Source organism: Allocoprobacillus halotolerans, assembly GCF_024399475.1.
In the GTDB taxonomy this organism is placed as follows: domain Bacteria; phylum Bacillota_I; class Bacilli_A; order Erysipelotrichales; family Coprobacillaceae; genus Allocoprobacillus; species Allocoprobacillus halotolerans.
Map to the genome: position 1 here is coordinate 2,178,808 of NZ_CP101620.1, position 26,583 is coordinate 2,205,390.

The 26,583-nt window shown below is 31.6% G+C and carries 24 protein-coding genes and 2 pseudogenes; all 26 read left to right on the forward strand.

Annotation, left to right across the window (positions count from 1 at the left end):
• Positions 1 to 148: 148 nt before the first annotated feature.
• The 26 genes and pseudogenes from NMU03_RS12845 to lepB all read left to right on the forward strand — a co-directional run bounded on the left by NMU03_RS12845 (position 149) and on the right by lepB (position 26,571).
• Positions 149 to 1,963: a septation ring formation regulator EzrA gene (locus NMU03_RS12845; protein ID WP_290138851.1), complete on the forward strand. Its 1,815-nt coding sequence runs from the start codon at positions 149 to 151 to the stop codon at positions 1,961 to 1,963.
• Complete coding sequence (locus NMU03_RS12850) at positions 1,960 to 3,099, forward strand: cysteine desulfurase family protein (protein WP_290138853.1); 1,140 nt, start codon at positions 1,960 to 1,962, stop codon at positions 3,097 to 3,099. Before NMU03_RS12845 ends, NMU03_RS12850 begins: the two co-directional genes overlap by 4 nt.
• Before the next feature lie 6 nt (positions 3,100 to 3,105).
• Positions 3,106 to 4,302: a tRNA uracil 4-sulfurtransferase ThiI gene (thiI, locus tag NMU03_RS12855; protein ID WP_290138855.1), complete on the forward strand. Its 1,197-nt coding sequence runs from the start codon at positions 3,106 to 3,108 to the stop codon at positions 4,300 to 4,302.
• 101 nt (positions 4,303 to 4,403) lie between these two features.
• A complete protein-coding gene (locus NMU03_RS12860; RefSeq protein WP_290138857.1) occupies positions 4,404 to 4,619 on the forward strand; it encodes an alpha/beta-type small acid-soluble spore protein in 216 nt (71 codons plus the stop codon).
• A gap of 162 nt (positions 4,620 to 4,781) precedes the next feature.
• Positions 4,782 to 5,977 (forward strand): annotated as a pseudogene (locus NMU03_RS12865) (acetate/propionate family kinase).
• Between the two features lie 115 nt (positions 5,978 to 6,092).
• Complete coding sequence (locus NMU03_RS12870) at positions 6,093 to 7,025, forward strand: DHH family phosphoesterase (RefSeq protein ID WP_290138858.1); 933 nt, start codon at positions 6,093 to 6,095, stop codon at positions 7,023 to 7,025.
• Positions 7,009 to 8,664 (forward strand): CvpA family protein, encoded by a 1,656-nt coding sequence (locus tag NMU03_RS12875; RefSeq protein WP_290138860.1) that lies wholly within the window; start codon positions 7,009 to 7,011, stop codon positions 8,662 to 8,664. Before NMU03_RS12870 ends, NMU03_RS12875 begins: the two co-directional genes overlap by 17 nt.
• A 12-nt stretch (positions 8,665 to 8,676) precedes the next feature.
• Positions 8,677 to 12,000 (forward strand): SEL1-like repeat protein, encoded by a 3,324-nt coding sequence (locus NMU03_RS12880; RefSeq protein WP_290138862.1) that lies wholly within the window; start codon positions 8,677 to 8,679, stop codon positions 11,998 to 12,000.
• A 128-nt stretch (positions 12,001 to 12,128) separates the two neighbouring features.
• On the forward strand, positions 12,129 to 12,803 hold the full coding sequence (locus tag NMU03_RS12885; protein ID WP_290138863.1) for a response regulator transcription factor: 675 nt from the start codon (positions 12,129 to 12,131) through the stop codon (positions 12,801 to 12,803).
• Positions 12,800 to 14,188: a sensor histidine kinase gene (locus tag NMU03_RS12890; protein ID WP_290138865.1), complete on the forward strand. Its 1,389-nt coding sequence runs from the start codon at positions 12,800 to 12,802 to the stop codon at positions 14,186 to 14,188. The genes NMU03_RS12885 and NMU03_RS12890 overlap by 4 nt, the downstream gene beginning before the upstream one ends.
• 14 nt (positions 14,189 to 14,202) lie before the next feature.
• Positions 14,203 to 15,312 (forward strand): chromosome segregation SMC family protein, encoded by a 1,110-nt coding sequence (locus tag NMU03_RS12895; RefSeq protein ID WP_290138867.1) that lies wholly within the window; start codon positions 14,203 to 14,205, stop codon positions 15,310 to 15,312.
• Positions 15,309 to 15,979, forward strand: a pseudogene (locus tag NMU03_RS12900) (hypothetical protein). Before NMU03_RS12895 ends, NMU03_RS12900 begins: the two are co-directional and overlap by 4 nt.
• On the forward strand, positions 15,976 to 16,134 hold the full coding sequence (locus NMU03_RS12905; RefSeq protein ID WP_290138869.1) for a hypothetical protein: 159 nt from the start codon (positions 15,976 to 15,978) through the stop codon (positions 16,132 to 16,134). Before NMU03_RS12900 ends, NMU03_RS12905 begins: the two are co-directional and overlap by 4 nt.
• Positions 16,135 to 16,265: 131 nt before the next feature.
• On the forward strand, positions 16,266 to 17,147 hold the full coding sequence (locus NMU03_RS12910; protein WP_290138872.1) for an AAA family ATPase: 882 nt from the start codon (positions 16,266 to 16,268) through the stop codon (positions 17,145 to 17,147).
• 67 nt (positions 17,148 to 17,214) lie between these two features.
• Positions 17,215 to 18,195: a signal recognition particle-docking protein FtsY gene (gene ftsY / locus NMU03_RS12915; RefSeq protein ID WP_290138873.1), complete on the forward strand. Its 981-nt coding sequence runs from the start codon at positions 17,215 to 17,217 to the stop codon at positions 18,193 to 18,195.
• 1 nt (position 18,196) lies between these two features.
• Positions 18,197 to 18,523 (forward strand): YlxM family DNA-binding protein, encoded by a 327-nt coding sequence (gene ylxM, locus NMU03_RS12920; RefSeq protein WP_290138874.1) that lies wholly within the window; start codon positions 18,197 to 18,199, stop codon positions 18,521 to 18,523.
• Positions 18,524 to 18,534: 11 nt separating this feature from the next.
• Positions 18,535 to 19,926 (forward strand): signal recognition particle protein, encoded by a 1,392-nt coding sequence (gene ffh, locus NMU03_RS12925; protein ID WP_290138876.1) that lies wholly within the window; start codon positions 18,535 to 18,537, stop codon positions 19,924 to 19,926.
• A gap of 225 nt (positions 19,927 to 20,151) precedes the next feature.
• Positions 20,152 to 20,991: a DUF368 domain-containing protein gene (locus tag NMU03_RS12930; protein WP_290138878.1), complete on the forward strand. Its 840-nt coding sequence runs from the start codon at positions 20,152 to 20,154 to the stop codon at positions 20,989 to 20,991.
• A 308-nt stretch (positions 20,992 to 21,299) separates the two neighbouring features.
• The gene (locus NMU03_RS12935) at positions 21,300 to 22,844 is read left to right on the forward strand and encodes an HAD-IC family P-type ATPase (RefSeq protein ID WP_290138879.1); all 1,545 of its coding nucleotides are present in this window, start codon (positions 21,300 to 21,302) and stop codon (positions 22,842 to 22,844) included.
• A 35-nt stretch (positions 22,845 to 22,879) separates the two neighbouring features.
• Positions 22,880 to 23,617, forward strand: coding sequence for a hypothetical protein (locus NMU03_RS12940; RefSeq protein ID WP_290142343.1), 738 nt, complete (start codon positions 22,880 to 22,882; stop codon positions 23,615 to 23,617).
• A gap of 67 nt (positions 23,618 to 23,684) precedes the next feature.
• On the forward strand, positions 23,685 to 23,957 hold the full coding sequence (gene rpsP / locus NMU03_RS12945; protein ID WP_290138881.1) for a 30S ribosomal protein S16: 273 nt from the start codon (positions 23,685 to 23,687) through the stop codon (positions 23,955 to 23,957).
• 14 nt (positions 23,958 to 23,971) lie between these two features.
• On the forward strand, positions 23,972 to 24,223 hold the full coding sequence (locus tag NMU03_RS12950) for a KH domain-containing protein (RefSeq protein WP_087357373.1): 252 nt from the start codon (positions 23,972 to 23,974) through the stop codon (positions 24,221 to 24,223).
• Between the two features lie 39 nt (positions 24,224 to 24,262).
• Positions 24,263 to 24,766 (forward strand): ribosome maturation factor RimM, encoded by a 504-nt coding sequence (gene rimM, locus NMU03_RS12955; protein WP_290138886.1) that lies wholly within the window; start codon positions 24,263 to 24,265, stop codon positions 24,764 to 24,766.
• Entirely contained in the window at positions 24,756 to 25,475 is a 720-nt protein-coding gene (gene trmD / locus NMU03_RS12960) for a tRNA (guanosine(37)-N1)-methyltransferase TrmD (RefSeq protein WP_290138888.1), read from the forward strand. Before rimM ends, trmD begins: the two co-directional genes overlap by 11 nt.
• 110 nt (positions 25,476 to 25,585) lie before the next feature.
• The gene (gene rplS, locus NMU03_RS12965; protein ID WP_087242903.1) at positions 25,586 to 25,936 is read left to right on the forward strand and encodes a 50S ribosomal protein L19; all 351 of its coding nucleotides are present in this window, start codon (positions 25,586 to 25,588) and stop codon (positions 25,934 to 25,936) included.
• 92 nt (positions 25,937 to 26,028) lie between these two features.
• The gene (gene lepB, locus NMU03_RS12970; RefSeq protein ID WP_290138892.1) at positions 26,029 to 26,571 is read left to right on the forward strand and encodes a signal peptidase I; all 543 of its coding nucleotides are present in this window, start codon (positions 26,029 to 26,031) and stop codon (positions 26,569 to 26,571) included.
• The last annotated feature ends 12 nt before the right edge of the window (positions 26,572 to 26,583 follow it).

A 26,583-nucleotide genomic window follows, 5' to 3' on the forward strand; every position in this document is an offset into this window, starting at 1 on the left:
ATTCAAACATTATTTTTCTTGCTTTATAACAACATTGTATAGAAATTGAATTTTTAGTTGCCATCATGTAGTATTTTGGAAAAAGATGATGAAATAGCTTTCTATTTATGATAAAATATAACCTAGGAAAAGAGAGGAATTTTAAGTTATGGATAATGTCATGAGATATATAGAACAAATTGGTATACGTAATCTCATTTTTATAGGTATGGGTCTGGTTGTATTTATTGTTCTTATGCTATTTTGCAGGGGAATGAGATTAAGGAAATATAGAAAATTGATTGTAGATGTAGAAAATCGTATGAATGGGATTAAATCTTTACCTTTACAGTATCGTTTAGGAAGAGTGCATAGTATTTCTAAGAATATGCCTGAAGTGTTGGAAAAGTATGAGGAATATGCTCAAGAGTTTGAACGTATCTCTGATTACCAGAAAAATGAGTTAGGTGTTTTAGTTAATGAAGTTGATGAACAACTTTTTTATGGTAAACTAAGAAAGATTTCTTCAAAAATGAAGGAATTAGAAAATATGTTAAAGATTTATGAAGATGATTCACAGGCTTTATTGGAAAAGATTGAAAAAATTACGGAAATTGAAAATATTCAAAGAATTGAAATTATTCGTGTCAAAGAAAAGTATCGTCAACTCATAGATCGTTATGAAACTATTCGCTTTAAAGTAGAAGATTTTGTCAAAGGAATAAAAAATATTTTCAACAATTTAGATGATTCCTTTGTTAAATTAGAAGATATGATGAATAATCAAAGATTTGAAGATGCGAAAACTTTAACGCAGGACATTGATAAAAAAGTTGACTGGTTAACAGAACGTTTACAGGAATTACCGGATTATATTGCGATTGTCAGACAATATATTCCTAAGAAAATACATCATCTTGATATGTTGATTAAAGATATGTCAAATGGTGAATTTTCATTAGATCAATTAAATGTTTCTGATCGTTATCAGGCAATTCAATCAACTTTAGAAACAACGACACAGCATATTCAACAATTACAATTAGAAAATGTTGGAGAAGTCTTGCAGAAACTGGTTGATGATATTGATGTTCTCATGAAAGATTTAGAAGTAGAAAAGCAATCTTATGAAGAATTTAAAACAAAATGGGAAGATGCTTATACAAAAATTACACATATTTATGATCAATATAAGCAAGCTCTTATTGATCAAAATCGTATTGAAAATTTATATTTAATTAATGAAGATTATGTGGATATTCAAGAAAAATATAAAGATTTTGATCAAATTTTAAGAACTTCTTATGAATTAGAAGAAGAAATGAATGTTGGGAATTTCTCTTATTTACAAATGATTGACAAAGTGGAAAAAGTGAAAAATGAAGCTTTGTCCCATCAAGATGATTTGAATTCTTTCTTTGCTTTTAGAGATCATTTATATTTACAGGAACAACGCGCTATTGATGAATTAGAAAATATTAATATTGTTTTATTAGAAATTAAATCAGAAATCAAGAATAAACATTTACCGATGATTAATGAATCTTATAAAGATTATATTCAGGATTCTTATGATAAAGCTGCTCAAATTCAAGCTTATCGTATGCATCGTCCTGTTGAATTATCAGAGCTTTCTAAACGTGTAGATAGTGCTAGAGATATCATTTATAAATTATATGATAATGTACATAATTTGATTGTGACTGCTGAAATGGTAGAAGAAGCGATTGTTTTTGGAAATCGTTATCGTTCTAGCTTTTTGGAAGTGAATACTGAACTCACAAAAGCAGAAGTTTTGTTTAGAAATGGTGAATATACAAAGGCTTTATCGACAGCGGTGGATATTATTGAAAAGATTAAGCCTGGTTCTTATGAAAATTTAATTAAAAAACAAGTGAAAAGTCCTAATTTGGACTTTTTTAGTGGCTTTTTCTTAATAAAAATGGTATATATACATATAATGAACTATGGAGGAAAGATATGATTTATTTAGATTATGTATCAACAACACCTTTAAATCAAGAAGTGAATCATATGTATCAATCACTTTTAAATGATTATTTTGCGAATGCAGATTCATTATATTCTTTAGGATTAAAAACCAGTGCCTTGATGGAAAAATCAAGAGAATTGACTGCTCAAATGTTGAAAGTTCTACCTGAAGAAATTATTTTTACAAGTGGTGCCAGTGAATCAAATAGTACGGCGATTAAAGGATGTGCTTTTCAATATCAAAATCGTGGAAAACATATTATCACGACGGCTGTGGAACATTCCAGTGTTTATCAGTCATGCATACAGTTACGAGATGTTTTTGGGTTTGAAGTTGATTTTATATCAGTGAATCAAAATGGTGAATTTAATTTAAAAGAATTGGAAGAAAAAATAAGAGATGATACGATTTTAGTGACACTGATGTATGTCAATAATGAAGTAGGAATGATTTTTCCTATTCAAAAAGTTTATCAAATTATTCAAAAGAAGAATCCAAAAGTCAAATTACATGTTGATATGGTTCAAGCTTTGGGAAAATTGCCTATTGATTTGAGCTATGTTGATCTTGCAAGTTTTTCAGCTCATAAGATTTATGGATTAAAAGGAAGTGGTGTCTTATATAAAAAAGCTTCGACTTCACTTGTTCCTTTAATCAATGGCGGTCAACAGGAACAACAATTACGTGGTGGCACATCTAACACTGCAACGCATACAATGTTTGCGAAAACATTAAGGTTAGCTTTAGAAAATTTAGATCAAAATTATCGTTATGTGACTTCGTTGAATCAATATGTCAGAAATCAACTTGATCAAATACCTGATATTGTCATCAATACACCTACCCAAAATGTATCTCCTTATATTTTAAATTTTTCATGTGTGGGATATAAACCAGAAGTTATTTTACATGCTTTAGAAATGCATGAATGTTATGTATCAACCAAAAGTACATGTGCTTCACATAAAAATGATGTTTCTCGTACTTTACAGATGATGGGCATTGATGAAAAGATTGCGAAAAGTGCAATTCGTATAAGTTTTTCGCATCAGACAACACAGGAAGAAATTGATGAATTTTTATTTTATTTAAAACAAGTTTTAAAAACAATTAAGAAACAGAGGTAGTTATTCATGGAATGTAATCATATTTTAGTAAGATTTGGAGAATTGACAACCAAAGGAAAAAATCGTAAAATTTTTATTCGTAAATTGACTCAAAATACAAAAGAGATATTAAAAGATTTTACTCATTTGAGATATGAGATGTCATTTGATCGTCTATATATTTTGTTGAATGGTGAAAATCCAGAGGCTGTATGTCAAAAGTTACAGACAGTCTTTGGAATTCATTCATTTTCGTTGTGTTATAAAGTAGAAAGTGATATAGAAAAGATTAAAGATGTTTGTTTAGATATTATTGAAAAAAATGAGGGAAAAACTTTTAAGATTCAAACGAAACGTAATGATAAAGATTTTCCACTTCACTCCCATGATGTGAATACCACAATTGCTGGACATATCTTTCATCATACGACAAAAGATTTAAAGGTTGATGTTCATCATCCAGATATTTTGATTAAAGTGGAATTACGTAAAGAATGTACATATGTGATGGATAATGTGATCAAAGGTGCTGGAGGTTATCCGGTAGGCATTGGTGGTAAAGCCTTATTGATGTTATCAGGTGGGATTGATTCACCAGTTGCTGGATATCTAACAATGAAACGTGGGGTTGATATTGAATGTATTCATTATGCCTCACCACCTTATACAAATGCACTGGCAAGAGAAAAGGTGCTGGATCTTGTGGATGTATTAAGACGTTATACACATGGCAAAATCACTGTTCATATTATCCCTTTTACTGATTTACAATTAGCTGTTTATGATCACTGTGATGAAAGTTATGCGATGACAATTATGCGACGTATGATGTATCGTATTGCAGAAGGTGTGGCTCAAAAAAATCAATGTTTAGCGCTTGTGAATGGGGAGAGTATTGGACAGGTGGCCTCACAAACATTAGAAAGTATGTCAGTTATTAATGAAGTTATTCGTATGCCGGTAATTAGACCAGTGGCTTGCATGGATAAATTAGAAATTATTGATATTGCTGAAAAAATTGGAACTTATGATATTTCGATAAGACCTCATGAAGATTGTTGTACAATTTTCACTCCTAAACAACCTGCAACAAAACCAAAAAGTTATAAGGCTGAAGCTTTGGAAGAAATTTGGGATTTTCAATCAATGGTTGAAACATGTATTGAACAATGTGAAACTATTGTGATTGATGATCATTATCAAGAAGTTGATGATTTATTTTAGAAGGTGCAACAAATTTGATTTTTATAAAATAAAAAAATTTGAAAATTAATGAATAATTTTGTCATCCTGACACAAACTAATTGTGTCAGGAGGTGAAAGCAATGAACTCAAAAAATTCAAGCAAAAACAGATTAGTTGTTCCTGGTGCTCAAAATGCAATTGATCAAATGAAATACGAAATCGCTAATGAATTTGGTGTCAATCTTGGACCTGATGCAACAGCTCGTGCAAACGGATCTGTTGGTGGTGAAATCACTAAGAGATTAGTTGAAATGGGACAAAATCAGATGGCAGGTAGACAATCTCAAAGTCGTTAAGCTATGATAAAAAATCCTAGTCATAATGAATATTATGAGTAGGGTTTTTTTATATTTTAAGCAATCTTTCATGAAATGTGTATTCGCTTTCAAATTTTTGTTGTGTTTATTCTACAATTTATGTAAAATAGATATATGCTAGTATTGTAGGAGGAAAAATATATGACAAAAATTATGGCAGTAAATGCTGGAAGTTCATCATTAAAATTTCAATTATTTGAGATGCCAGAAGAAACAGTCATTACATCTGGGATTGTTGAAAGAATTGGGATGGATGATGGTATTTTTACAATAAAATATAATGGAGAAAAAAGACAACAACTTGTCCAATTCCTGATCATCAGGTTGCTGTTGAAATGTTATTGAAGGCATTGGTTGATGAAGGTGTTGTAAAAGAATTAAAAGAAATTGATGCAGTAGGACATCGTATTGTTCATGGTGGAGAATATTTCAGTGATAGTGCAGTGGTTGATGACGATGTTGTTGCTAAGGTTGAAGAACTTTGTGAATTGGCACCATTGCATAATCCAGCACATTTGATTGGTTATCGTGCGTTTAAAGCTGAATTGCCTGAAGTGAAACATGTCTTTACTTTTGATACAGCTTTCCATCAAACTTTAGATAAAGAAAGATATTTATATCCACTACCATTAGAATATTATACAGATTTAAAAGTGAGACGTTATGGTGCTCATGGAACAAGTCATAAATATGTATCAGAACAAGTGATGGATATGTTAGGAAATCCAACAGATTCACGTATTATTGTTTGTCATTTAGGAAATGGAGCTAGTATTTCGGCTGTTTTAAATGGTGAATGTATTGATACATCAATGGGATTTACACCTCTTGCTGGAGTTATGATGGGAACACGTTGTGGTGATGTTGATCCATCTATTATGCCTTATTTATGTAAGAAATTAAATAAAACAGCTGATGAAGTTTTAGAAATCTACAATAAAAAATCAGGAATGCTTGGTATTTCTGGTATTTCATCTGATTCACGTGATATTGAAAATGCTTTATTTAATGATGGTGATGATCGTGCTTTATTAACAAGTTTATTATATGCACGTATTGTTTCTAAATATATTGGTGCATACTATGCTGAATTAGGTGGTTGTGATGCGATTGCCTTTACAGCGGGTGTTGGAGAAAATGCTGCTTATTTAAGAAGACTTATTATTGATGATGTATCAAAAGCCTTTGGTGTTTTCCTTGATGAAAAGTTAAATGCGATAAGAAGTGATGAAAATAGAGTGATTTCTCACCAGTTCTCACAAATTAAAGTTATGGTGATTCCAACAAATGAAGAAGTGATGATTGCTAGAGATACAGTCAGATTATTAGAATTATAGGAGTTGAGTTCATTCAACTCTTTTTTATTAACAGAAATATAGCTAAGAATTAGTTTTTTATAAGTTCATATTTATATGATAATATGGTATTATGATAGACAAAGGTGATGGAAAGATGGAAAAAATATTAAGAATTAGAAAAGAATATGATCAAATTATTATATATCGACATGTTAATCCGGACTTGGATGCATTTGGTTCACAGTTTGGTATGTATTGGACTTTAAAGGCTTTATATCCTCAAAAGAATATTGTATTGGCAGGGCAAATGGAAAGTGATTTATTAAAATACTATCCAGCTTTTAATAGAGGAGAAGTACAAAAAGGATATACATTAGGTATTGTTTTAGATACTGCGAATCGTGAACGTATTGATGGTGATATCACTTTATGTGATCAAATTTTAAAAATTGATCATCACATTGTTGTGGATTCTTATGGTGATGTGAATATTGAAGATGAAAAAGCATCTTCATGTAGTGAAATTGTGACTTTGTTATTGAAACAGGCGCAAGTTAGGATACCTATAGAGGCAGCTAATGCTTTGTATTTAGGAATTATTGGAGATAGTAATCGTTTTTTATATCAATCAACATCACAAAAGACATTTGAAGCAGCCTCTTATCTTTTGGATATGAAAATCAACATTGAAGATTTATATCAACAATTATATATGCGTACAAAAAAAGATTTAGAAATTACAAAATTTATTTATAATCATTATCAAGAAGATGGAGCGATTGCCTGGTATTATTTAAGTGATGAAGATTTACAATCTTTACAGATGAGTCGTGAACAAGGTTCATCTTATGTTAATACATTAGCTAATTTTGAAGAATATCAAATATGGTTAGCTGTTACTCAAAATAAAAAAGACAATAACTATCGTGTCAGTATGCGTAGTCGCAAAATTCCTGTTAATGAAGTGGCGGCATTGTTTCATGGGGGTGGACATGCATATGCCTCAGGAGCCACTTTAGAATCTTTAGATGAACTTAATCAACTTATAGAAAAATTAAAGGAGAAAATCAATGGAAAACATATTTGAAAAATTTTTTACAAGAATGACAGAAAATAGACAACGTCAGTTTTTTCATCAACGTCAACCTCAAAAAGGAGGCACATTAAAAGCGTTGATTATTGTTTTTGTGGTCTTTTTAATCGTGGAATATTTTGTATTGATTCCTATTAATTTAAGATCACCAGATTTTATTTTCTTTTTAAGTATTGAAATGGTTATATTTATTGCTTTAAGATCTTTGTTTCAGGCTTCATTTGATAAAATAAACAAAATCTTAAGTGCTATCGTTGCATTATTGTTGGTTTATGTATTTGCGGGACAATTAATCAGTTCACCTGTCTTTTTTGCATCAAGTTATCAACAACAATTAAATGTTGATAAAAATGCAGATTTTTATCAAGATAATCCTAAAGTTAATTTTCAATCGATTCCTGTTGTAGATAAAGAAAGTGCTCAACGTTTAGGAGATCGTAAAATGGGTGAAATTGTGGATTATGTTTCACAATTTGAAGTTGACAATGATTATGTTCAAATTAATTATCAAGATAAACCTTTTAGAGTGACAACTATATCATATAGTGATTTGATTAAATGGTTTACCAATCATAGTGAGGGTTTACCTGCTTATATTCGTGTGGATATGGTAACACAGGAAAGTGAAGTCGTACGTTTAGAAGAAGGTATCAAATATTCACATTCAGATTTATTCTTTAGAAATATTGATCGTCATTTACGTATTCATTATCCAACGAAGATGTTTGAAACGCCTTCTTTTGAAATTGATGATGATGGTCATCCTTATTGGGTAGCACCAACTTATACTTATAAAATTGGACTGTTTGGTGGAAAAGACATTACTGGTGCTGTTTTAGTTGATGCTATTAGTGGAGAGTGTCAATATTATGATATTCAAGATGTTCCAACATGGATTGATCGCGTTTATCCTTCTGAACTATTACTAGAACAATTAAATAACTGGGGAAAATATACACATGGTTTCTTTAATACTATTTTTTCTCAAAAGGGTGTGTTAAAACCAACGGATGGTTACAATTATATTGCTTTAAATGATGATGTCTATTTATATACTGGTTTAACTTCAGTTTCTAATGATGCTTCGAATGTTGGGTTTGCATTGATCAATATGCGTACCAAAGAAGCTAAATATTATGCGATTAGTGGGGCTGAAGAATTCTCTGCTATGTCGTCTGCTGAAGGAAAAGTCACAGATTTAAAATATACAGCGACTTTCCCTATCTTGATTAATGCAGGTGGCGAACCAACTTATTTTATGTCTTTAAAAGATAGTGCCGGATTGGTTAAAAAATATGCTTTTGTGAGTGTTGGTAATTATCAGATTGTTTCAGTAGGAGATAGTGTTGCTGAGGCTGAAAAAGAATATTATACATTATTAAAAGATAATGGAAAAACACAGGTGGAATTTGAAAATAGTGAGTTAACATCACAAATCACTGCGATTCAAGAGGTTGTGGTGAATGGAAATTCTCAATATTATTTCCAACTTCAAGATTCTCAGCAGATTTATATAGCACCAGTATCACTCAATGCACAGTTACCATTTTTAAAGGTTGGTGATACGGTTACGATTGAATATGTTAATGATGAGTCAACTTCACAAACTGTGTCTTCCATTACAGTGAAATAGGAGGGGGATAATATGGAGGAGTTATTGAAACGTTTAAAGTTGTATGAGCCTCTTTTTGGAAAATGGAAAGTTGATTTTGTCGCAATGGATTATCCTGATATGGCATGGGTTTATTTGAAAGATGATTATGGTCAGGATGCTTTAATGAAAGTTAAAACATTGTTTTGTGAAGAAGGAGAAGTTGAAAATGCCGTATATGATTTAATGAATCAATATGATATTTACAGTTTTCCTGATTTAAGTCAGTCACCTTATTTACAAGAAGAACATTATTATATTGAAGATAATCATGTTGTTAAAGGTGTGGATGTCTGTTTATTATCAGCTTATCCTTTAGAGGAAGATAATGAATTTATGTTGTCAGATGAAGAATTGTTTCGTCTTGGCTTGCAATATATGAATGGACAGGAAAAAGTTCAGGATGAATATCGTGCCTATCAATTGTTTACCAAGGCAGCTTATCACTTGCATGCTAAAGCAATTTGTTCATTAGGATATATGAATGAGATAGGTTTAGGTGTTGAAAAAAATCAGCAGCAGGCTGTCATCTATTATCGTCAAGCAGCTGATTTAGGTGATAGTCTATCCGCTTGTAACTTTGCCTATTGTTGTTTAGTAGGAATTGGATGCCCAAAAGATGAAGTGTTAGCTTTTGAATATTTTGATAAGTCAGCTCAAGATCGGTATCCTCGTGCTTTATATTATTTAGGTGAATGTTATTGTTATGGATATGGGACAGAAAAAGATGAAGTCAAAGCCATGACATATTATAAACAGGCAGCTGATTTGGGTTATACGCAAGCGAAATATAGTATTGGCTATTGCTATGAAATGGGCATGGGTGTACCTAAAGATTATGTTCAGGCGGCTTCATGGTATTTGGATGCTGCCAAAGAAGGTTTAGCAGTCGCACAGCTCCAACTGGGTTATTTTTACGAGGTTGGAGAAGGTGTTGACAAAGACCCAGAACAAGCTGTTTACTGGTATCAACAGGCATCTGAGCAAAACTATGCTCCAGCACATTGTTATCTTGCTTATTGTTATGAAATGGGAATTGGTGTTGAAGTTGATTTGAATCGTGCCAAAGAATTGTATTTGCAAAGTGCTCATATGGGTTATCCACGTGCTATGATGGCTTATGGACATATGATTGAAAATGAACAACCACTTTTGGCATTAGAATATTTAAAACGCAGTGCTGATTTGGGTTACCCTTATGCAATGAATAAATATGCTTATTATTTAGAAAATGGAATAGATGTTGAAAAAAATGAAAAACTCGCTTTTGAATATGTGCAAAAAGCTGCTGATATGGATGATCCACAAGCATTATGTACACTTGGTTATTACTATGAGATGGGGATTGGCGTTGATAAGGATGAAAACAAGGCTTTTGCATATTATCAACAATCTGCTCAGGCTGGTAATTTGCGTGGTATGACGAATTGGGGTTATTGTTTTGAAGCAGGTATTGGTACAAAACAAAATTTGACAAAAGCTGTTGAAATTTATCAACAGGCAGCTGATTTGAACTATGATGTCGCTTTATGCAATTTAGGATATTGTTATGAAATGGGAATCGGTGTTGAAAAGAATCTTCAAATATCAGAGGAATATTATTTAAAATCTGCTGATCAAGGTAATTTAAGAGCTATGTGTAATTTGGGTTATTTGTATGAACAAGGCATTGAAGACAAGCCTGATTATCATCAAGCTGTTCAATGGTATGAAAAAGCTGCTTCTTATGAATATCCTCGTGCTCTTTGTTGTTTAGGATATATTTATCAAGAAGGATTACTGGATGGTCAGGTAGATGAGAAAAAAGCTTTTCATTATTACCAAAAAGCAGCCTTGTTGAAAGATGGGGCAGCGATATGTACACTTGGTTATTATTATGAAAATGGATTTGGTTGTGTGAAAGATGAGTTAAAGGCAGTTGAATGTTATCAAAAATCAAGTGAATACGGCAGCTTGCGAGGTTTAACAAATCTAGGGTGCTGTTATGAATTGGGAATTGGTGTAGAGATAGATTTAACAAAAGCCATTGCTTGTTATCAACAAGCTGGTGATGCAGGTTTTGATGTGGCTTTATGGCGTTTAGGTTATTGTTATGAAGATGGGATTGGCGTTGAACAGGATTATCAAGCAGCATTGCATTATTATGAACTAGCAAGTCAACAAAATAATCCACGTGCTTTATGTTCGCTCGGCTTGATGTATGAAGAAGGACGTGGTGTTTTAGAAGATCCTTTCAAAGCTTTTGATTATTATTTAGCCGGAGCTAATCAAGACGATGAAGTGTGTCAATGTAATTTGGCATTCTGCTATGAACAGGGCATTGGTGTTGATCAGGACTTTGAACAAGCTAAACATTATTATGAGTTGGCTGCCCAAAAAAATTATCCTCGTGCTTTATCTAATTTAGGAATTCTTTATGAAGAAGGACGTGGCTGTCCAAAAGATACTAAGAAAGCTTTTCAGTTATATGAATTAGCTAGTTATTCTCGATATTGGCCAGCTTATTGTAATTTGGGTTCTTGTTATGAATATGGAATTGGTACAGAAATTAATTTATTATTAGCTTTTGAAAAATATAATGAGGCAGCTCAAGGTCAATGGCCTCGAGGATTGTATCATGTGGGACGTTGTTATGATGAAGGATTGGGTGTTGAACAAGATGTTCAAAAGGCTTTTGATTATTATTTGGCAGCTGGTAAAAAAGGTGTTGCTGATGGATATATTGAAATTGGAAAGATGTATGAGTGGGGTGTTTTAGAACAATCTTATAGTGAAGCCCTAGCTTATTATCAAAAAGCCTTAGAATTGCAGTCACCAAGAGCTTATTATGCACTTGGAAATCTTTATAAAGAAGGAAAAGGTGTTGATCAAAGCTATCAAAAAGCGATTGATTATTTTCAACAGGGTGCAGATATGAATCATCCTTCTTCAATCTATAATTTAGCTGTTTTATATGATTTTGAAGCTGGCGAAAAATGGCAGAATAAAGAAAAAGCGATTTATTATTATCAAAAGGCTATCAAATATGGACATGCTGGAGCTATGAATAATTTAGGTGTTTGTTATAAAGAGGGCGATGGTGTTGACAAAGATTTTAAGAAAGCCTTTGAACTATTCTTAGAAGCTGCTAAACTTGATAATGATAATGCTTATTTGAATCTTGCTAGAGCCTATGTTTATGGACAAGGCACAAAGGTGTCACTTCAAGACGCTAAATACTGGTGTCAAAAAGCATTGGATGCACATGTTGATGGTGCTAAAGAATTGATGAAAGTGATGAAAAGAAAATCATTTTTTAGACCATTTCAAAAGAAATAAGAACAACACGCTTGTGTTGTTTTTGTTTTGGAAACAAAGTGTGGTATATTTGTCAATGAATGACAATAAATATAGGAATTCACTGATAATTATGATATAATTACAAAATGAATTGAGGTGGAAAGATTATGAAATCAAAAATTTTAATTGTTGATGATGAAGAACATATTAGAGAATTAATACGTTTTTATTTGGATAAAGAAGGTTTTTCAGTAGTTCAGGCTGCAAGTGGAGAGGAAGCTTTGGAAATTTTAGAAAATGAATATATTGATTTGGCTATTGTGGATATTATGATGCCAGTGATGGATGGGTTCCAACTTGTTGAAGAAATGAAGGAAATGAAAGATATTCCTGTGATTATGTTGACAGCTAAATCACAATCAGCTGATAAATTAAGAGGATTTTCATTAGGTATTGATGATTATGTGACAAAACCATTTGATCCTGATGAGTTATTAGCGAGAGTTAAAACAATTTTAAAAAGATATAGTATTAATAGTCAAAACATAGTTACATTGCGTGATGTGATTTTTGATGGTGATAAATATGAAATTCGTTACAAAGATCAAACAATTCATTTACCTTTGAAACAGTTTGAATTGGCTTTTGAATTAGCTAAAAATCCAAATCAGATTTTTACCCGTGAACAATTGATTGAGAAAATATGGGGAATGGATTATGATGGCTTTGATCGTACAGTTGATGTTCATATTAAACGTATTCGTGAGAATTTGGGGCATTTACCTGGATTTAAAGTTGTGACAGTGAGAGGAATAGGTTATAAGATTGAGGTTGAGTCATGAAATCCATTTATGGAAAATTAATCATTGGATTTTTAGTCAGTATTTTATTTAGTTTTTCAATTGCAGGATATTTTTCATTGCGTAAAAATGCAAATGAACTGGGATTGTTAGCAGTTGAAGAATTAAAGAATTCTACGGAATTAATTGAAGATTTTTTGAGTATGATTGATGAAAACGATCTTGATAAGATCTTGCAAGGTTATGCGGCAACATCTGAAGTGAGTTTTTATATTGAAACAGACAATCAAAAATATGTTTATGGAAATATAAAAGGACAGCATTTATCAACACAAGATACACAGTTTCTTGAAAATAATAATGGGGAAAGTTTGATATTAAAAGATTCATCTATTCGTATTTATGCAAAATCTTTTGAAATGAATAATCAAAAATATATTATTTATGTTCAAAAAGATATGAGTAAAAGAGAAATGATTTTTTTAGATTCAGCATTGATTGCAGTCTTTTGTATGTTGATTGCTGGTAGTATTACTTTTTTAGTGATTGCTGATATTATTGTTAAACCGATTTCGCGTTTGATTAAAGCGACGAATGAACTTTCAAAAGGAAACTATCGTGTTCGTGTTAATTATACTGGAAAAGATGAGATTGCCCGATTAAATCGTAGTTTTAATCAGATGGCACAACAATTGGCTAAACAGGATGAAACACGTCAACAATTTATTTCTGATGTTTCTCATGAGTTTCAGACGCCTTTAACAGCTATTCAAGGTTTTGCAACTATTTTAAAAAATGAACAGTTAAGTGATGAACAACGTCAAAAATATGCGGATATTATATTGTTCCACAGCAAACGTTTATCTACTCTCTCTAAAAATATGTTACAGCTTACTTTATTAGAGGGTGAAGATGTCAAACTGGAAACAAGTGAATTTTCATTAATTGAACAGTTAAATCGTGTTGTGGAAACACAGGATAATTTTGCGTTAAGTAAAAATATTGAGATTGAATTTGAAGTGCCTAAAAATGATATTCGTATTGTGGGTGATGAATCACGTTTAGAACAAGTATGGATTAATCTCATTAATAATGCAATCAAATATACACAAGATAATGGGGTTGTTATGATTCATGTCAAAAAAACATCTAGAGAGATAGAAGTGAGTATTGAAGATACGGGTGTTGGTATGAGTAAAGAGGCTATTTCACATATTTTTGAACGTTTTTATCGTCAGGATAAATCAAGAAGTGTTGAAGGGAATGGCTTAGGATTATCCATTGTTAAAAGAATTGTTGATTTACATCATGGACGCATTGATGTTGTATCACGTGAAGAGGGTGGAAGTCGTTTTACAATTTATTTACCTCAAAATAAAACATTTTATATTAGTGAAAAGCTCATGAAAAAAGAGAATCATTCTTAGAAAGGAATTTATCTATGTATTTAAAAAGAATTGAATTACATGGTTTTAAATCATTTGCAGATAAATCAGTTATTGAATTTCAACCTGGTATTACTGGTATTGTTGGACCAAATGGTTGTGGAAAATCAAATATTAGTGATGCAGTAAGATGGGTTTTGGGAGAACAATCCGTGAAATCACTTCGTGGTTCGAATATGGCAGATGTTATTTTTAACGGAAGTGAGGATCGTAAAGCCCAAAATGTGGCAGAAGTCACACTGGTTTTTGATAATGAAGATCGTTTTATGAATGTGGATTATAATGAAGTGGAAATTACGAGACGTTTATATCGTCAAAATAATGAAGGGGAATATTTGATCAATAAAGAGCCATGTCGTTTAAAGGATATTGTTGATTTAATTATGGATACGGGTTTAGGAAGAGATTCTCTTTCGATTATTTCACAAGGGAATATTTCAACCTTTGCTGACAGTAAGCCAGAAGAAAGACGTGGGATGTTTGAAGAAGCAGCAGGTGTAGCGAAATATAGGAAAAGAAAACTAGAGTCTATTAGAAAACTTGAACGTACGAAAGATAATTTGGATCGTGTTGAAGATATTTGTTTAGAACTTGAAAAACAAATTACACCTTTAAAACGTCAAAAAGAAAAAGCTGAAATTTATGTTGATTTAAAAGATCAGTTACAATCTATTGAAGTGAATGTGCTTGTTAAAGGAATTGAAAGTTTATCTGATTCATTAAATGAATTAAATCAATCTTTAGATTTATTAGATAAAGAAAAAGTAACGATTGAAGGACAAATCTTAATCAATGAACAACAAAATGAAAGTTTAAAGAAAAAGATGTTTGATTTAGATCAGGAAGTCAATGGTTTACAAGGACAGCTTTTAACAGCAATGAATAATGTCAATCAATTAGAAACACAAAAAGTTGAAATTGATGCCAATCGTAAACATATTTTAGAGACAACGAATAAAGAAGATTTAGAGGCACGAATGGAACAGCTCAAAGCTATTTTACAGGATGCTATTAGTGAATATAATGATCGTGTGAATCGTTATAATGAAACAAAAGAAGAAAAATTGACTTTAGAGGCTTTTCAAGAAAAAATCGTGCTGAAATGAATAATTTAAGACAGAATATTGAAAATTTAAATTTAAAGTTACATAATGATCGTCATCGTAAGGAACAGCTTGTAGATTTGGTCGAAAATAAATCGGGATATAGTTATGGTGTTCGTTCGATTTTAAAAGCTAAAGATTCTTTACCTGGCATTGTGGGTGTTTTAGGAGATTTATTAGAAACAGCGCCTGAATATGAAACAGCTTTAGCTGTAGCATTAGGAAATGCAATGCAGTTTATTGTCACTGATCATGATGAAGATGCAAGAAATGCAATTCATTTTTAAAAAATAATAAATCAGGTCGTGCTACTTTTTTACCAATAATAACAATGAAAGAGCGTCAGTTACGTGAAGAACATCAATTGGTTTGTCAAAATACGCAAGGTTATCTTGGGGTGATGAGTGATTTTGTTCAATATCCTCAAAAGATTCAACGTATTGTATCAAATCAATTAGGACATGTGATTTTAGCTGATACTTTAGAAAATGCTTCGTTGTTGTCGAAAGCCACTTTTGCAAGATATAAAGTTGTGACATTAGGTGGTGAAGTTATTAATGTTGGCGGTTCATTAACTGGTGGGAGTTTTAAACAATCCTCTTCCATGTTAACCAATAAAAGAGAATTGGAACTTTTAGAAAAAATATTCGTCAAAGTGAAAAAGATATGACAATGAAAAAAGCGAAACTTAATGAACTTGATAATCAGGCTAGAGAGATTTCACATAACTTACTACAAAAACAAATGTCTTTTGCTAAATTGGAACTTGTTGTTACAAATAAAAAAGTGAATTACAGATTGCTAAAAGTGAGTATGAAAGTTTAACACATCAAAGTGTTGAATTATCAGAAATAGAAAAAGGAACACAGGATAATCAATTACTTCAGGAACTCAATGAAGCAAAGAAATTAAGAGATCGTTTAACGGAAAGCATTCAGGCTAAACGAGAATTACGTATGAGTTTTGTCAATGAAAATGATCAGTTAGAAGATGTCTTGAAAATGACACGCCAGCATTTAAGACAGATTCAAAGTGATATGACACAAAAACAAGTGGATAAAGCTAAACAAGAAACAGAACTCAATAATCATTTACAGTGTTTAAATGAAGAATATAAAATGACCTATGAATTTGCTAAAGAAGAATATTCACAAGATATTGATATGCAAAAAGCCAAAGAAGAAGTCCGTTTGTTAAGACATCAGATTGATTCTTTAGGACATGTCAATTTACAGGCGATTGAAGATTATGAAGAAGTGTCAACACGTTATGAAACTTTAAATCATCAACGTTTAGATTTGATTCATGCACAAGATAGTATTTTAAAAGCCATAGATGAAATGGATGAAATTATGGTTTCACGTTTTAGTGAAACGTTTGAAAAAATCAATCATGAATTTAATATTGTCTTTAGAAACTTGTTTGGTGGTGGAAAAGCTGAGCTAAAATATAGTGATCCCGATAATATTTTAGAAACGGGTATTGATATTGATGTGCAGCCACCAGGAAAAGCTGTCCAAAATATTACGCTTTTTTCAGGTGGAGAAAAAGCATTGATTGCGATTTCATGTTTGTTTGCGATTTTACGTGTGAGACCAGTACCAATGTGTATCTTGGATGAGGTTGAAGCTGCATTGGATGTTGCCAATGTTGAACGTTTTGCAAAATATTTACGAGAGTTTTCAGGACAAACACAATTTATTGTTGTGACACATCGTGAAGGAACAATGGAAGAATGTGATTTACTTTATGGAGCAACAATGCAACAAAAAGGTGTTACAAAATTAGTGAGTGTCAAATTAAAGGATGCCATTGATTTAGCGTCAAGTGCATCGTAAAAAATATTGACATATCATCAAGAAGTGTTATCTTTATGATATGTCAATAAGTTTGAGGAGGGTGTTTATGGGCTTTTTTAGTAAAATTAAAGAAACATTAGTGGGAAAGTCTGCGAAACAAAATGATAAGTATGTTGCTGGATTAGATAAATCTAATACATCTTTATCATCAAAAATTAATGAATTAGCAGCCCGATATCGTGAAATAGATGATGATTATTTTGAAGAATTAGAAAATATTTTGATTATGAGTGATGTTGGTGTCAATATGGTGATGACCATCGTAGATGAAATCAAAAAAGAAGTTCGTCTACAAAATATTAGAGATCCTAAAGAAATTAATGAAATCATTATTGATAAAATGTTTGTCATTTATGCCAATGATTCTTATATGACAACAAAGATAAATTATGATAATGAAGACTTGACAGTGATTTTAATGATTGGTGTCAATGGTGCTGGAAAAACAACAACGATTGCCAAACTTGCTCATATGATGTTAAATGAAGGCAAAACTGTTATGGTAGCTGCTGGTGATACATTTAGAGCAGGAGCGATTGATCAGTTAGATGTTTGGGCGAAACGTTTAGGGATTGAATGTGTCAAAGGAAAAGAGGGTGGCGATCCATCATCAGTTGTTTTTGATGCTTTAAAACGTGCCAAAGAACAAAATGTTGATGTCTTGATTTGTGATACTGCAGGTCGTTTACAAAATAAGGTTAATTTAATGAATGAGCTAGAAAAAATGAATCGTATTATCAAACGTGTTGTGCCACAAGGACCACAGGAAACATTGTTGGTTATTGATGCAACAACTGGTCAAAATGGTGTTTCACAAGCGCAAGAATTTTCTAAGATTACAGATATTACTGGCTTGGTTTTAACAAAAATGGATGGAACAGCCAAAGGTGGTATTGTTTTATCTATTAAAGATGCTTTGAATATTCCTGTCAAATTTGTTGGTTTAGGGGAACAAATGGATGATTTACAGGAATTTGATCTTGAACAATATATCTATGGTTTATGTAAAGGATTGTTGGAGAAATAACATGGCATCAGATTTAGAAAAAACCCAAAAAGTTAATCTGTTAATGGATTGTTATGAAGATTTGTTGACAGAAAAACAAAGACAGTATTTGTCTTTATATTATGAAGAAGATTTGTCGTTATCAGAAATTGCTGAAGATTTTAATGTTTCTCGTAATGCTGTTTATGATCAAATTAAAAGAGCAGTGGCAAGTTTAGAAGAATATGAAACAAAGCTACATTTAATGGAGAAACATATACAGCGTTTGCATTTGATTGAAAAAATTGAAAATCAGTCCATTGGAAATCAACAAATGCAGGATTATTTAGAAATGTTAAAGAAGATATAGGAGGATGAAATATGGCTTTTGAATCTCTATCAGAAAGATTGCAGGAGAGTTTAAAAAAGATTAGAGGGCAAGCAACTTTAACAGAAGAAAACATGGATGAGATGCTTCGAGAAATTCGTTTAGCTTTACTTGAAGCAGATGTCAATTTTCAAGTTGTCAAAGAATTTATTGCCAATACAAAACAAAAAGCTTTAGGACAGGATGTTTTAGGTTCTTTAAAACCAGGACAAGTTGTTGTCAAAATTGTCCATGATGAATTGGTGGAATTATTAGGAACAACTGTCAGTGAATTAGATTTGTCTCGTAAACCGACAGTGATTATGATGGTTGGTTTGCAAGGTTCAGGGAAAACCACAACATCTGGAAAGATTGCTAAATTATTAGCCAATAAATACAGTAAAAAACCATTACTTGTCGCAGCAGATATTTATCGTCCTGCTGCCGTTGATCAGTTAAAAACATTGGGAGAACAATTAAATATTCCTGTTTTTGAAAAAGGAACAGATGTCAAAGCTGAACAAATTGTGACAGAAGCAATGGATTATGTTTCTCAAAATCACCATGATGTGATTTTAATAGATACAGCTGGGCGTTTACATATAGATGAACCTTTAATGAATGAGTTACAGAATATTAAAGATATTGTTCATCCAAGTGAAATTTTATTAGTTGTTGATGCTTTAACAGGACAAGATATTGTCAATGTAGCTCAATCATTCCATGATCATTTACAAATTACAGGTGCTGTTTTAACAAAATTAGATGGTGATTCACGTGGTGGGGGAGCTTTATCTATTCGCCATATTACACATGTTCCTATTAAATTCATAGGGACTGGTGAAAAATTAGATGCTATTGATTTATTCTATCCTGACCGTATGGCTGATCGTATCTTGGGAATGGGAGATGTTGTTTCATTAGTTGAAAAAGTTCAAGATGTTTATGATGAAAAAGAAACAATGAAAACTTTTGAACGTATGAAACGTGGAACATTTGGTTTAGATGATATGCTTGAACAGATGCATCAGGTTAAAAAACTAGGACCTTTATCAGGAATTTTAAAAATGATTCCTGGTATGCCTCAAATGCCACAAATTAATGATGAAGATACGGATAAGAAATTAAAATTAACTGAATCTATCATTTATTCTATGACATTGCAAGAAAGACGTGATCCATCTATTTTGAATGCGAAACGTAAAGAAAGAATTGCAAAAGGATGTGGGCGAAGTGTTGCTGATGTTAATCGTTTATTGAAACAGTTTGAGGCTTCTAAACAGATGATGAAACAAATGGGAAATATCGATCCAACAACAGGTATGCCAACCCAAAAACCACAAAAACGTATGCCTATTAATCCAAATCGTAAAAAAGAAAGACATAAGAAGAAAAAGAAAAGATAGTTAATGGTAAAAGACAATGAAAATCTTTTGATAAACATTGTCTTTTTTATCTTTCATATCATGCATTTCATGTTCTTATGCAATAAATCAAGGAACGATATTATCCTTAATAAATGATTTATCTTGTTAAAAATAGGCATTTTAAGTCGTTAAACAAAAATATAACTTGTGATTAGGGTTATATTTTATTATAATAGTGAGTAAACTGTAAAGGAGAATATAAAAATGTTAAAGAATATTATTGGTGGTATTGCAATTGGTATTGCTAATGTGATTCCAGGTGTGAGTGGAGGAACTATGATGGTTATTCTAGGAATCTTTAATCGCATGATGGATGCTATTAGTGGTGTCTTTAAAAAAGAAAATTCTCATCGTAAAGATGATATTATTTTTATTTTACAAGTGTTAGTTGGAGCGGCAATTGGAATTATTGGCTTTGCTAAAATTCTAGAAGTTTTATTTGAATATTATCCAACACAAACGATTTATTGGTTTATTGGTTTGATTGCCTTTAGTATCCCTTTATTTATTAAAAATGAAATGAAAGGGGAACGTTTAGCCATTATTCCATTTATAGCTGGTTTGGTGATTGTCTTTGGTTTAGAATATTTAAATCCAGGTGAAGGAAAAACGATTGTTAATCCTGATTTTCCTGCTTTAAGCAGTAACTTATTTATAAAAATGATGGTTATGGGAGCAATTAGTGGGGCTACAATGATTATGCCAGGTGTGAGTGGCAGCATGGTGCTATTGATTTTAGGTGAATATTATTTATTTAAATCATATTTAGCAAATGTAACGAGTTTTCGATTAGATGTTATTATGCCTTTAGGTTTTATGGCCATTGGTATTGCTCTAGGTATTGTCGTTAGTGCTAAATTATGTCAATATTTTACAAAGACACATAAAGCTGGTTTTTTAAGTTTGATTTTAGGTTTAGTCATTGCCTCATCTTTAGTATTGATTCCTTTTGATGTAAGCTATGATGTGGGATTAGTAATGACATCTTTAGTCGCAGTTCTTTTTGGTGGTGCGATTGTTTATGGGTTGTCAAAACTGCAATAGTTAAAGAAACTATTTTTTAAGTTGTTTCATGCTTGATGTGTTATCTAAACAAATCAAATCTTGGAAGGATTGTTTCTCATATAGACAATCCTTTTTATAATACAAATTTTGACATTTTGATGAAAAACATGATGATTTAAGCTAGCATATTATTATTTATGTAAGACAAATGAAAATTTACATAAACAAAAGATAATCTTAACAAAATCTTAAGATAAAAATAATAGTCAAATGAAATGATAGGTGCTATAATCAAAAAAATATTTTGTATATGAATATAAATTTTGGAAATGAATGGAGATTTAATCATGGAACAAAATCAAAAGTATGGTTTGACACAACAAGAAGTTTTACAACGCCAAGAAAATGGTGAAGTTAATCAACAACAAAAAACAATTAGTAAAAGCTATTCACAGATTTTTCGTGAAAATATATGTACATTATTTAATTTATTAAATGTTTTGATTGCGATTGCTTTAGCGCTCGTTGGAGCATGGACGAATCTTGTTTTTATTGTCATTATTATAACCAATATATGTATTGGGATTATTCAAGAGATTCATGCTAAAAAATTAGTTGATGAATTATCATTATTGATGATTCCTCATGTAAAAGTTTTAAGAGATGGTCATGAACAGACGATTAGTGTTGATAAGGTTGTTTTAGATGATGTCATGATTTTAGAGGCAGGAGATCAAATCTGCTGCGATAGTGTGGTTTTAGATGGTGAAATTGAAGCCAATGAATCATTATTAACAGGAGAATCTGATGCGATTCATAAAATATCTCAAAGTGCTTTGCTTTCAGGAAGTAGTGTTATAAGTGGAAAATGTTATGCTCAGGTCATTCATGTTGGAAATGATAACTATACTTCTCGTTTGACAAGTGAAGTCAAAAAAGCCAAAGAATTGCAATCAGAACTGCTGAATTCTATGCGTCAAGTGACAAAAGTAACGAGTTTTATGATTGTTCCTTTAGGAATTATTTTATTTTTAGAAGCTTATTTTTTAAGACAGGATATTTTATTTGATGCTGTTGTTGGTAGTGCAGCAGGGTTACTAGGAATGTTACCAAAGGGTCTGGTTTTATTGATGAGTGTGAGTCTGGCAGCTGGAGTCACAAAACTTGCAAAACAGAAAATTTTGATTCAAGATATCTATTCTTTAGAAACATTGGCACATGTTGATACATTGTGTTTAGATAAAACAGGGACAATTACCAATGGAAAGATGAAGGTTGAAAAAGTAGAAACTTTATCAACGAAGCATTTAGAACAATTTCAAAGCTATTTTGGTTCTTATTTACATTACAGTGATGATAATAATGCCACTTATCAAGCGATATGTGAACATTTTACACTCAATGATAGGCATCAGCCCAATCAAAAAATAGCTTTTTCATCTCAAAGAAAATGGAGTGCTATGACCTTTGATGGTTTTGGAAGTATTGTGATGGGAGCACCTGAACGTTTAATGAAAACTTTGCCTGATTCACTTTTAAAAGAAATAGAATCAGGGAAACGTGTGATTATTATTGCTTATACAAATCATGATATTGATGCCAAAAAAACATTACCTGAAGTGACACCCATATTAGCGATTGTTTTAACAGATATGATTCGTAAAGATGTAGAAAAAACATTGCAGTATTTTGATAGTCAAGGTGTGGATGTGAAAGTTATCTCTGGTGACCATGTGTTGGCTGTTTCTAAAATTGCTCAAATGGCAGGGCTTAAAAACTATGATCGTTATATTGATATGAGTGAATTTCATAATGCGAAAAATCATATGGATGAACTGGTTAATCAGTATTCTGTCTTTGGACGTGTGACACCCCAACAAAAAAGTGGCTAGTTGAAGCCTTAAAAAGGCAAGGGCATATTGTGGCAATGACGGGTGATGGTGTCAATGATATGTTAGCACTCAAAGAAGCAGATTGTAGTATTGCAATTGCTGAAGGAAGTGAAGCTGTCAAACAGCTATCACAGATTGTTTTATTGAATTCAGAATTTTCATGTTTACCTGATGTTGTTTTAGAAGGGCGACGTGTTGTTAATAACTTAACACGTGTGGCAAGTGTTTTCTTTATCAAAACGATTTATTCGCTAGTTTTAACAATTGCTTGTGCCATTTGCAACATTCCATTCCCGTTTATTCCGATACAAATTACTTTGATCGACTTAGCAATTGAAGCTTATCCATCATTTCTTACTTTATTAGAACCACAAACAGAGAAAATTAAAGGAAAATTCTTACCAACAGTTTTTAAAAATACACTCCCACATGCTTGTGGTGTGTTATTGTGTTTCTTATTGGTGTATACTGGCTCTCCATTATTTCATATTTCAATGGAACAAAGTGTTACAATGATGTATTTTGCCTTGGCTTGTATCAGTATGCAAGCTGTTATTGTTGCTAGCTTTCCAATGACAAAATTACGTTTGTTTGTTTGTGTGACAATGGTTTTAGGGTTTGTTTTAGCAGTTGTTTTATTCCATCAGTTATTACATTTAACAATGTTAACTTATTCTCAATTTATTTTAACAATGATTATTACATGTATTGGTTTGTTATTGAAAGAAGTTATTAAACATATGCTTTCATTAAAAATAAAAGATGTTAAGTAAAAATACTTGACACATTATGAAAATATGCTATACTAGGATAGCAAAATCAATAAATGGAGGAAAGATTATGGCAGTAAAAATTAGATTAAAAAGAATGGGTGCCAAAAAAGCACCATATTATAGAATTGTAGCAGCAGATTCAAGAATGCCTAGAGATGGACGTTTCTTAGAACAATTAGGAACTTATGATCCTAGACAAAATCCTGCAGCCGTTACAATCAAAGAAGAAGAAACTTTAGCATGGTTAAGCAAAGGTGCACAACCATCTGATACAGTAAGAAACTTATTAAGCCAAAAAGGTATTATGAAAAAATTTGCTGATTCAAAAGCAAAAAAATAAGCTGGTGATATAAAGTGGATTACGTCAAAACTTTACAAGACCTTGCAAGAGAACTTGTTGTTGAAAAAGATAAATTAGAAGTAAGACAAATGCCTTCTTTAGATGAAGATACAATTGTTTTATATGTTTATGCATCAAAAAGTGATATTGCAAGACTTATTGGTAGAAAAGGTATGATGGCTAATTCTATTCGTCAATTTATGTCAGTAAGTGGACGTTTAAATCATCAAAAATTAGACATCAAATTTGAATCTTATGGAGAATAGATGTGGTTCCACATCTATTTTTTATTAAAGGAGGATATTATGGAGCAGGTTATTGTTGGAAAGATTGTCAATACACATGGTATCAAAGGTGAATTAAAAGTCAAATCATCAACTGATTTTGTAGAAGAAAGATTTGCAAAAGGTGCCAAACTTTTGATTGCTTATCAAGGTCAGGAAATCGAGGTAACAGTCGCAACACATCGTTTTCACAAAGGACATGTTTTAGTGACTTTTGAAGGTTATCATGATATTAATTTGGTAGAAAAATATAAAGGTTGTCTACTTTATGGATATAAAGATGAGAGTCTGTTAGATGAGGATGAATACTATATCAGTGATATTATTGGTTGTGAAGTTTATAATGATGGAAAATTGATTGGGCGTGTTCAAGATGTGCAATTATATGATCATCATGATATTTTGGTTGTCCAAGGTTCACAAAAGATTATGATTCCTTATGTAGATGCTTTTGTCAAGGAAGAAGATATTGAAAATAAGCGTATTGATGTTCATTTAATAGAGGGATTCTATGATGAAGATTGATATTTTATCATTGTTTCCAGAAATGTTTGATGGATTTTTAAAGACTTCAATTATTAAAAGGGCAATTGAATCAGAGGTTGTAGATGTTCGTATTCATGATTTTAGAGAATTTGCTGATAATAAACATAAAAAAGTAGATGATTATCCTTATGGTGGGGGGCAGGGAATGGTATTAATGTGCCAACCGATTATTGATTGTTTAAAGTCTTTAACGACACCGGATAGTTTAGTCATTTTGATGTCTCCACAGGGTCAGACCTTTCATCAAGAATTAAGTTATCAGTTGTCTTTAGAAAAACATTTGATTTTTATTTGTGGACATTATGAAGGTTTTGATGAACGTATTCGTGATTATGTAGATATGGAATTGTCAATAGGAGATTATGTTTTAACGGGTGGAGAACTTGCCAGCATGGTGTGTTGTGATGCAATTATTCGTTTATTGGAAGGAGCCATTCGTGAAGCCTCTCATGAAGATGATTCATTTAGTCAAGGATTGTTGGAATACCCACAATATACTCGTCCTTACGAATATGATGGCAATTGTGTACCCGATGTTTTGATGAGTGGACATCATGAGCATATTCGTCAATGGCGTTTAGAACAATCTTTAAAGAAGACATATTTAAAACGCCCTGATTTATTGAAAAATAGAAATTTTAGTGATGAAGAATTAAAAATGTTAGAAAAAATCACAAAAAAAGATTGATTTTTATAATAAAAAATGGTAGTATTTCTTAGTCTTTGGACGCAGAAGCTCCGCTGGTTAGAAAACGTATGAACTTCGTAGATAAATATTGTGAAGGAGGAAGTCATATTATGAATATGCAATTAGTACAAGAAATTACAAAAAAACAATTAAGAAATGACATTCCAGATTTTAAACCTGGAGATACTTTAAAAGTTTATGTTAAAATTCAAGAAGGTGACAAAACACGTACTCAGTTATTTGAAGGTGTTTGTATCGCTAGAAAAGGTGGAGGAATTTCTGAAACTTTCACAGTTAGAAAAATCTCTTACCAAGTTGGTGTAGAAAGAGTTTTCCCACTTCATTCACCAATCATTGATAGAATTGAAGTTGCTAAAATTGGTAAAGTACGTAGAGCTAAATTACATTACTTACGTGGATTATCAGGAAAAGCTGCAAGAATTAAAGAAATTCGTAAATAAGAGTATGGGATTTTCCCATACTTTTTTCTAGCCTTTTTTATATTTTAAAGCTATAATAAAAAAGAATTGAGAAATGATGAGGAGCGATAGCTATGAATAAAAAGAAAATTTATATTTCCATTATTGAGATTATCGTTGTCATTGCACTAACAATTGGTATTTTTAAGTTTGTTGTCATACCAGTTAGAATTGAAGGGGTATCGATGGAAAATACCTTACATAATCATAGTATAGCAATGATTAATGCTACAGGAATTAAAGAGGATCATATTCAAAGATTTGACATTGTTGTGTTAGAAAGTCAACAACTCAATGAAAAAATTATTAAACGTGTGATTGGACTTCCTAATGAGACAGTGAAATTTTTAAATGATGAGTTATATATTAATGGAGAACATATTGAACAGGATTTTTTGGATGATGATTTTGTAGAAAAGTCTAAAATCACTTATAATGTTGAACAGTTTACAGATGATTTTGAAGTGACTTTACAAGATGGTGAATTTTTTGTGATGGGTGATAATCGTTTGCGTTCAACGGATTCAAGAGATTTAGGTCCTTTTACTTTGGATGATATTGTGGGTATGAAAGGTTTAGTGATTTATCCGTTTTCGGATATTCAATGGATTGATTAAAGGTGGTGAAAA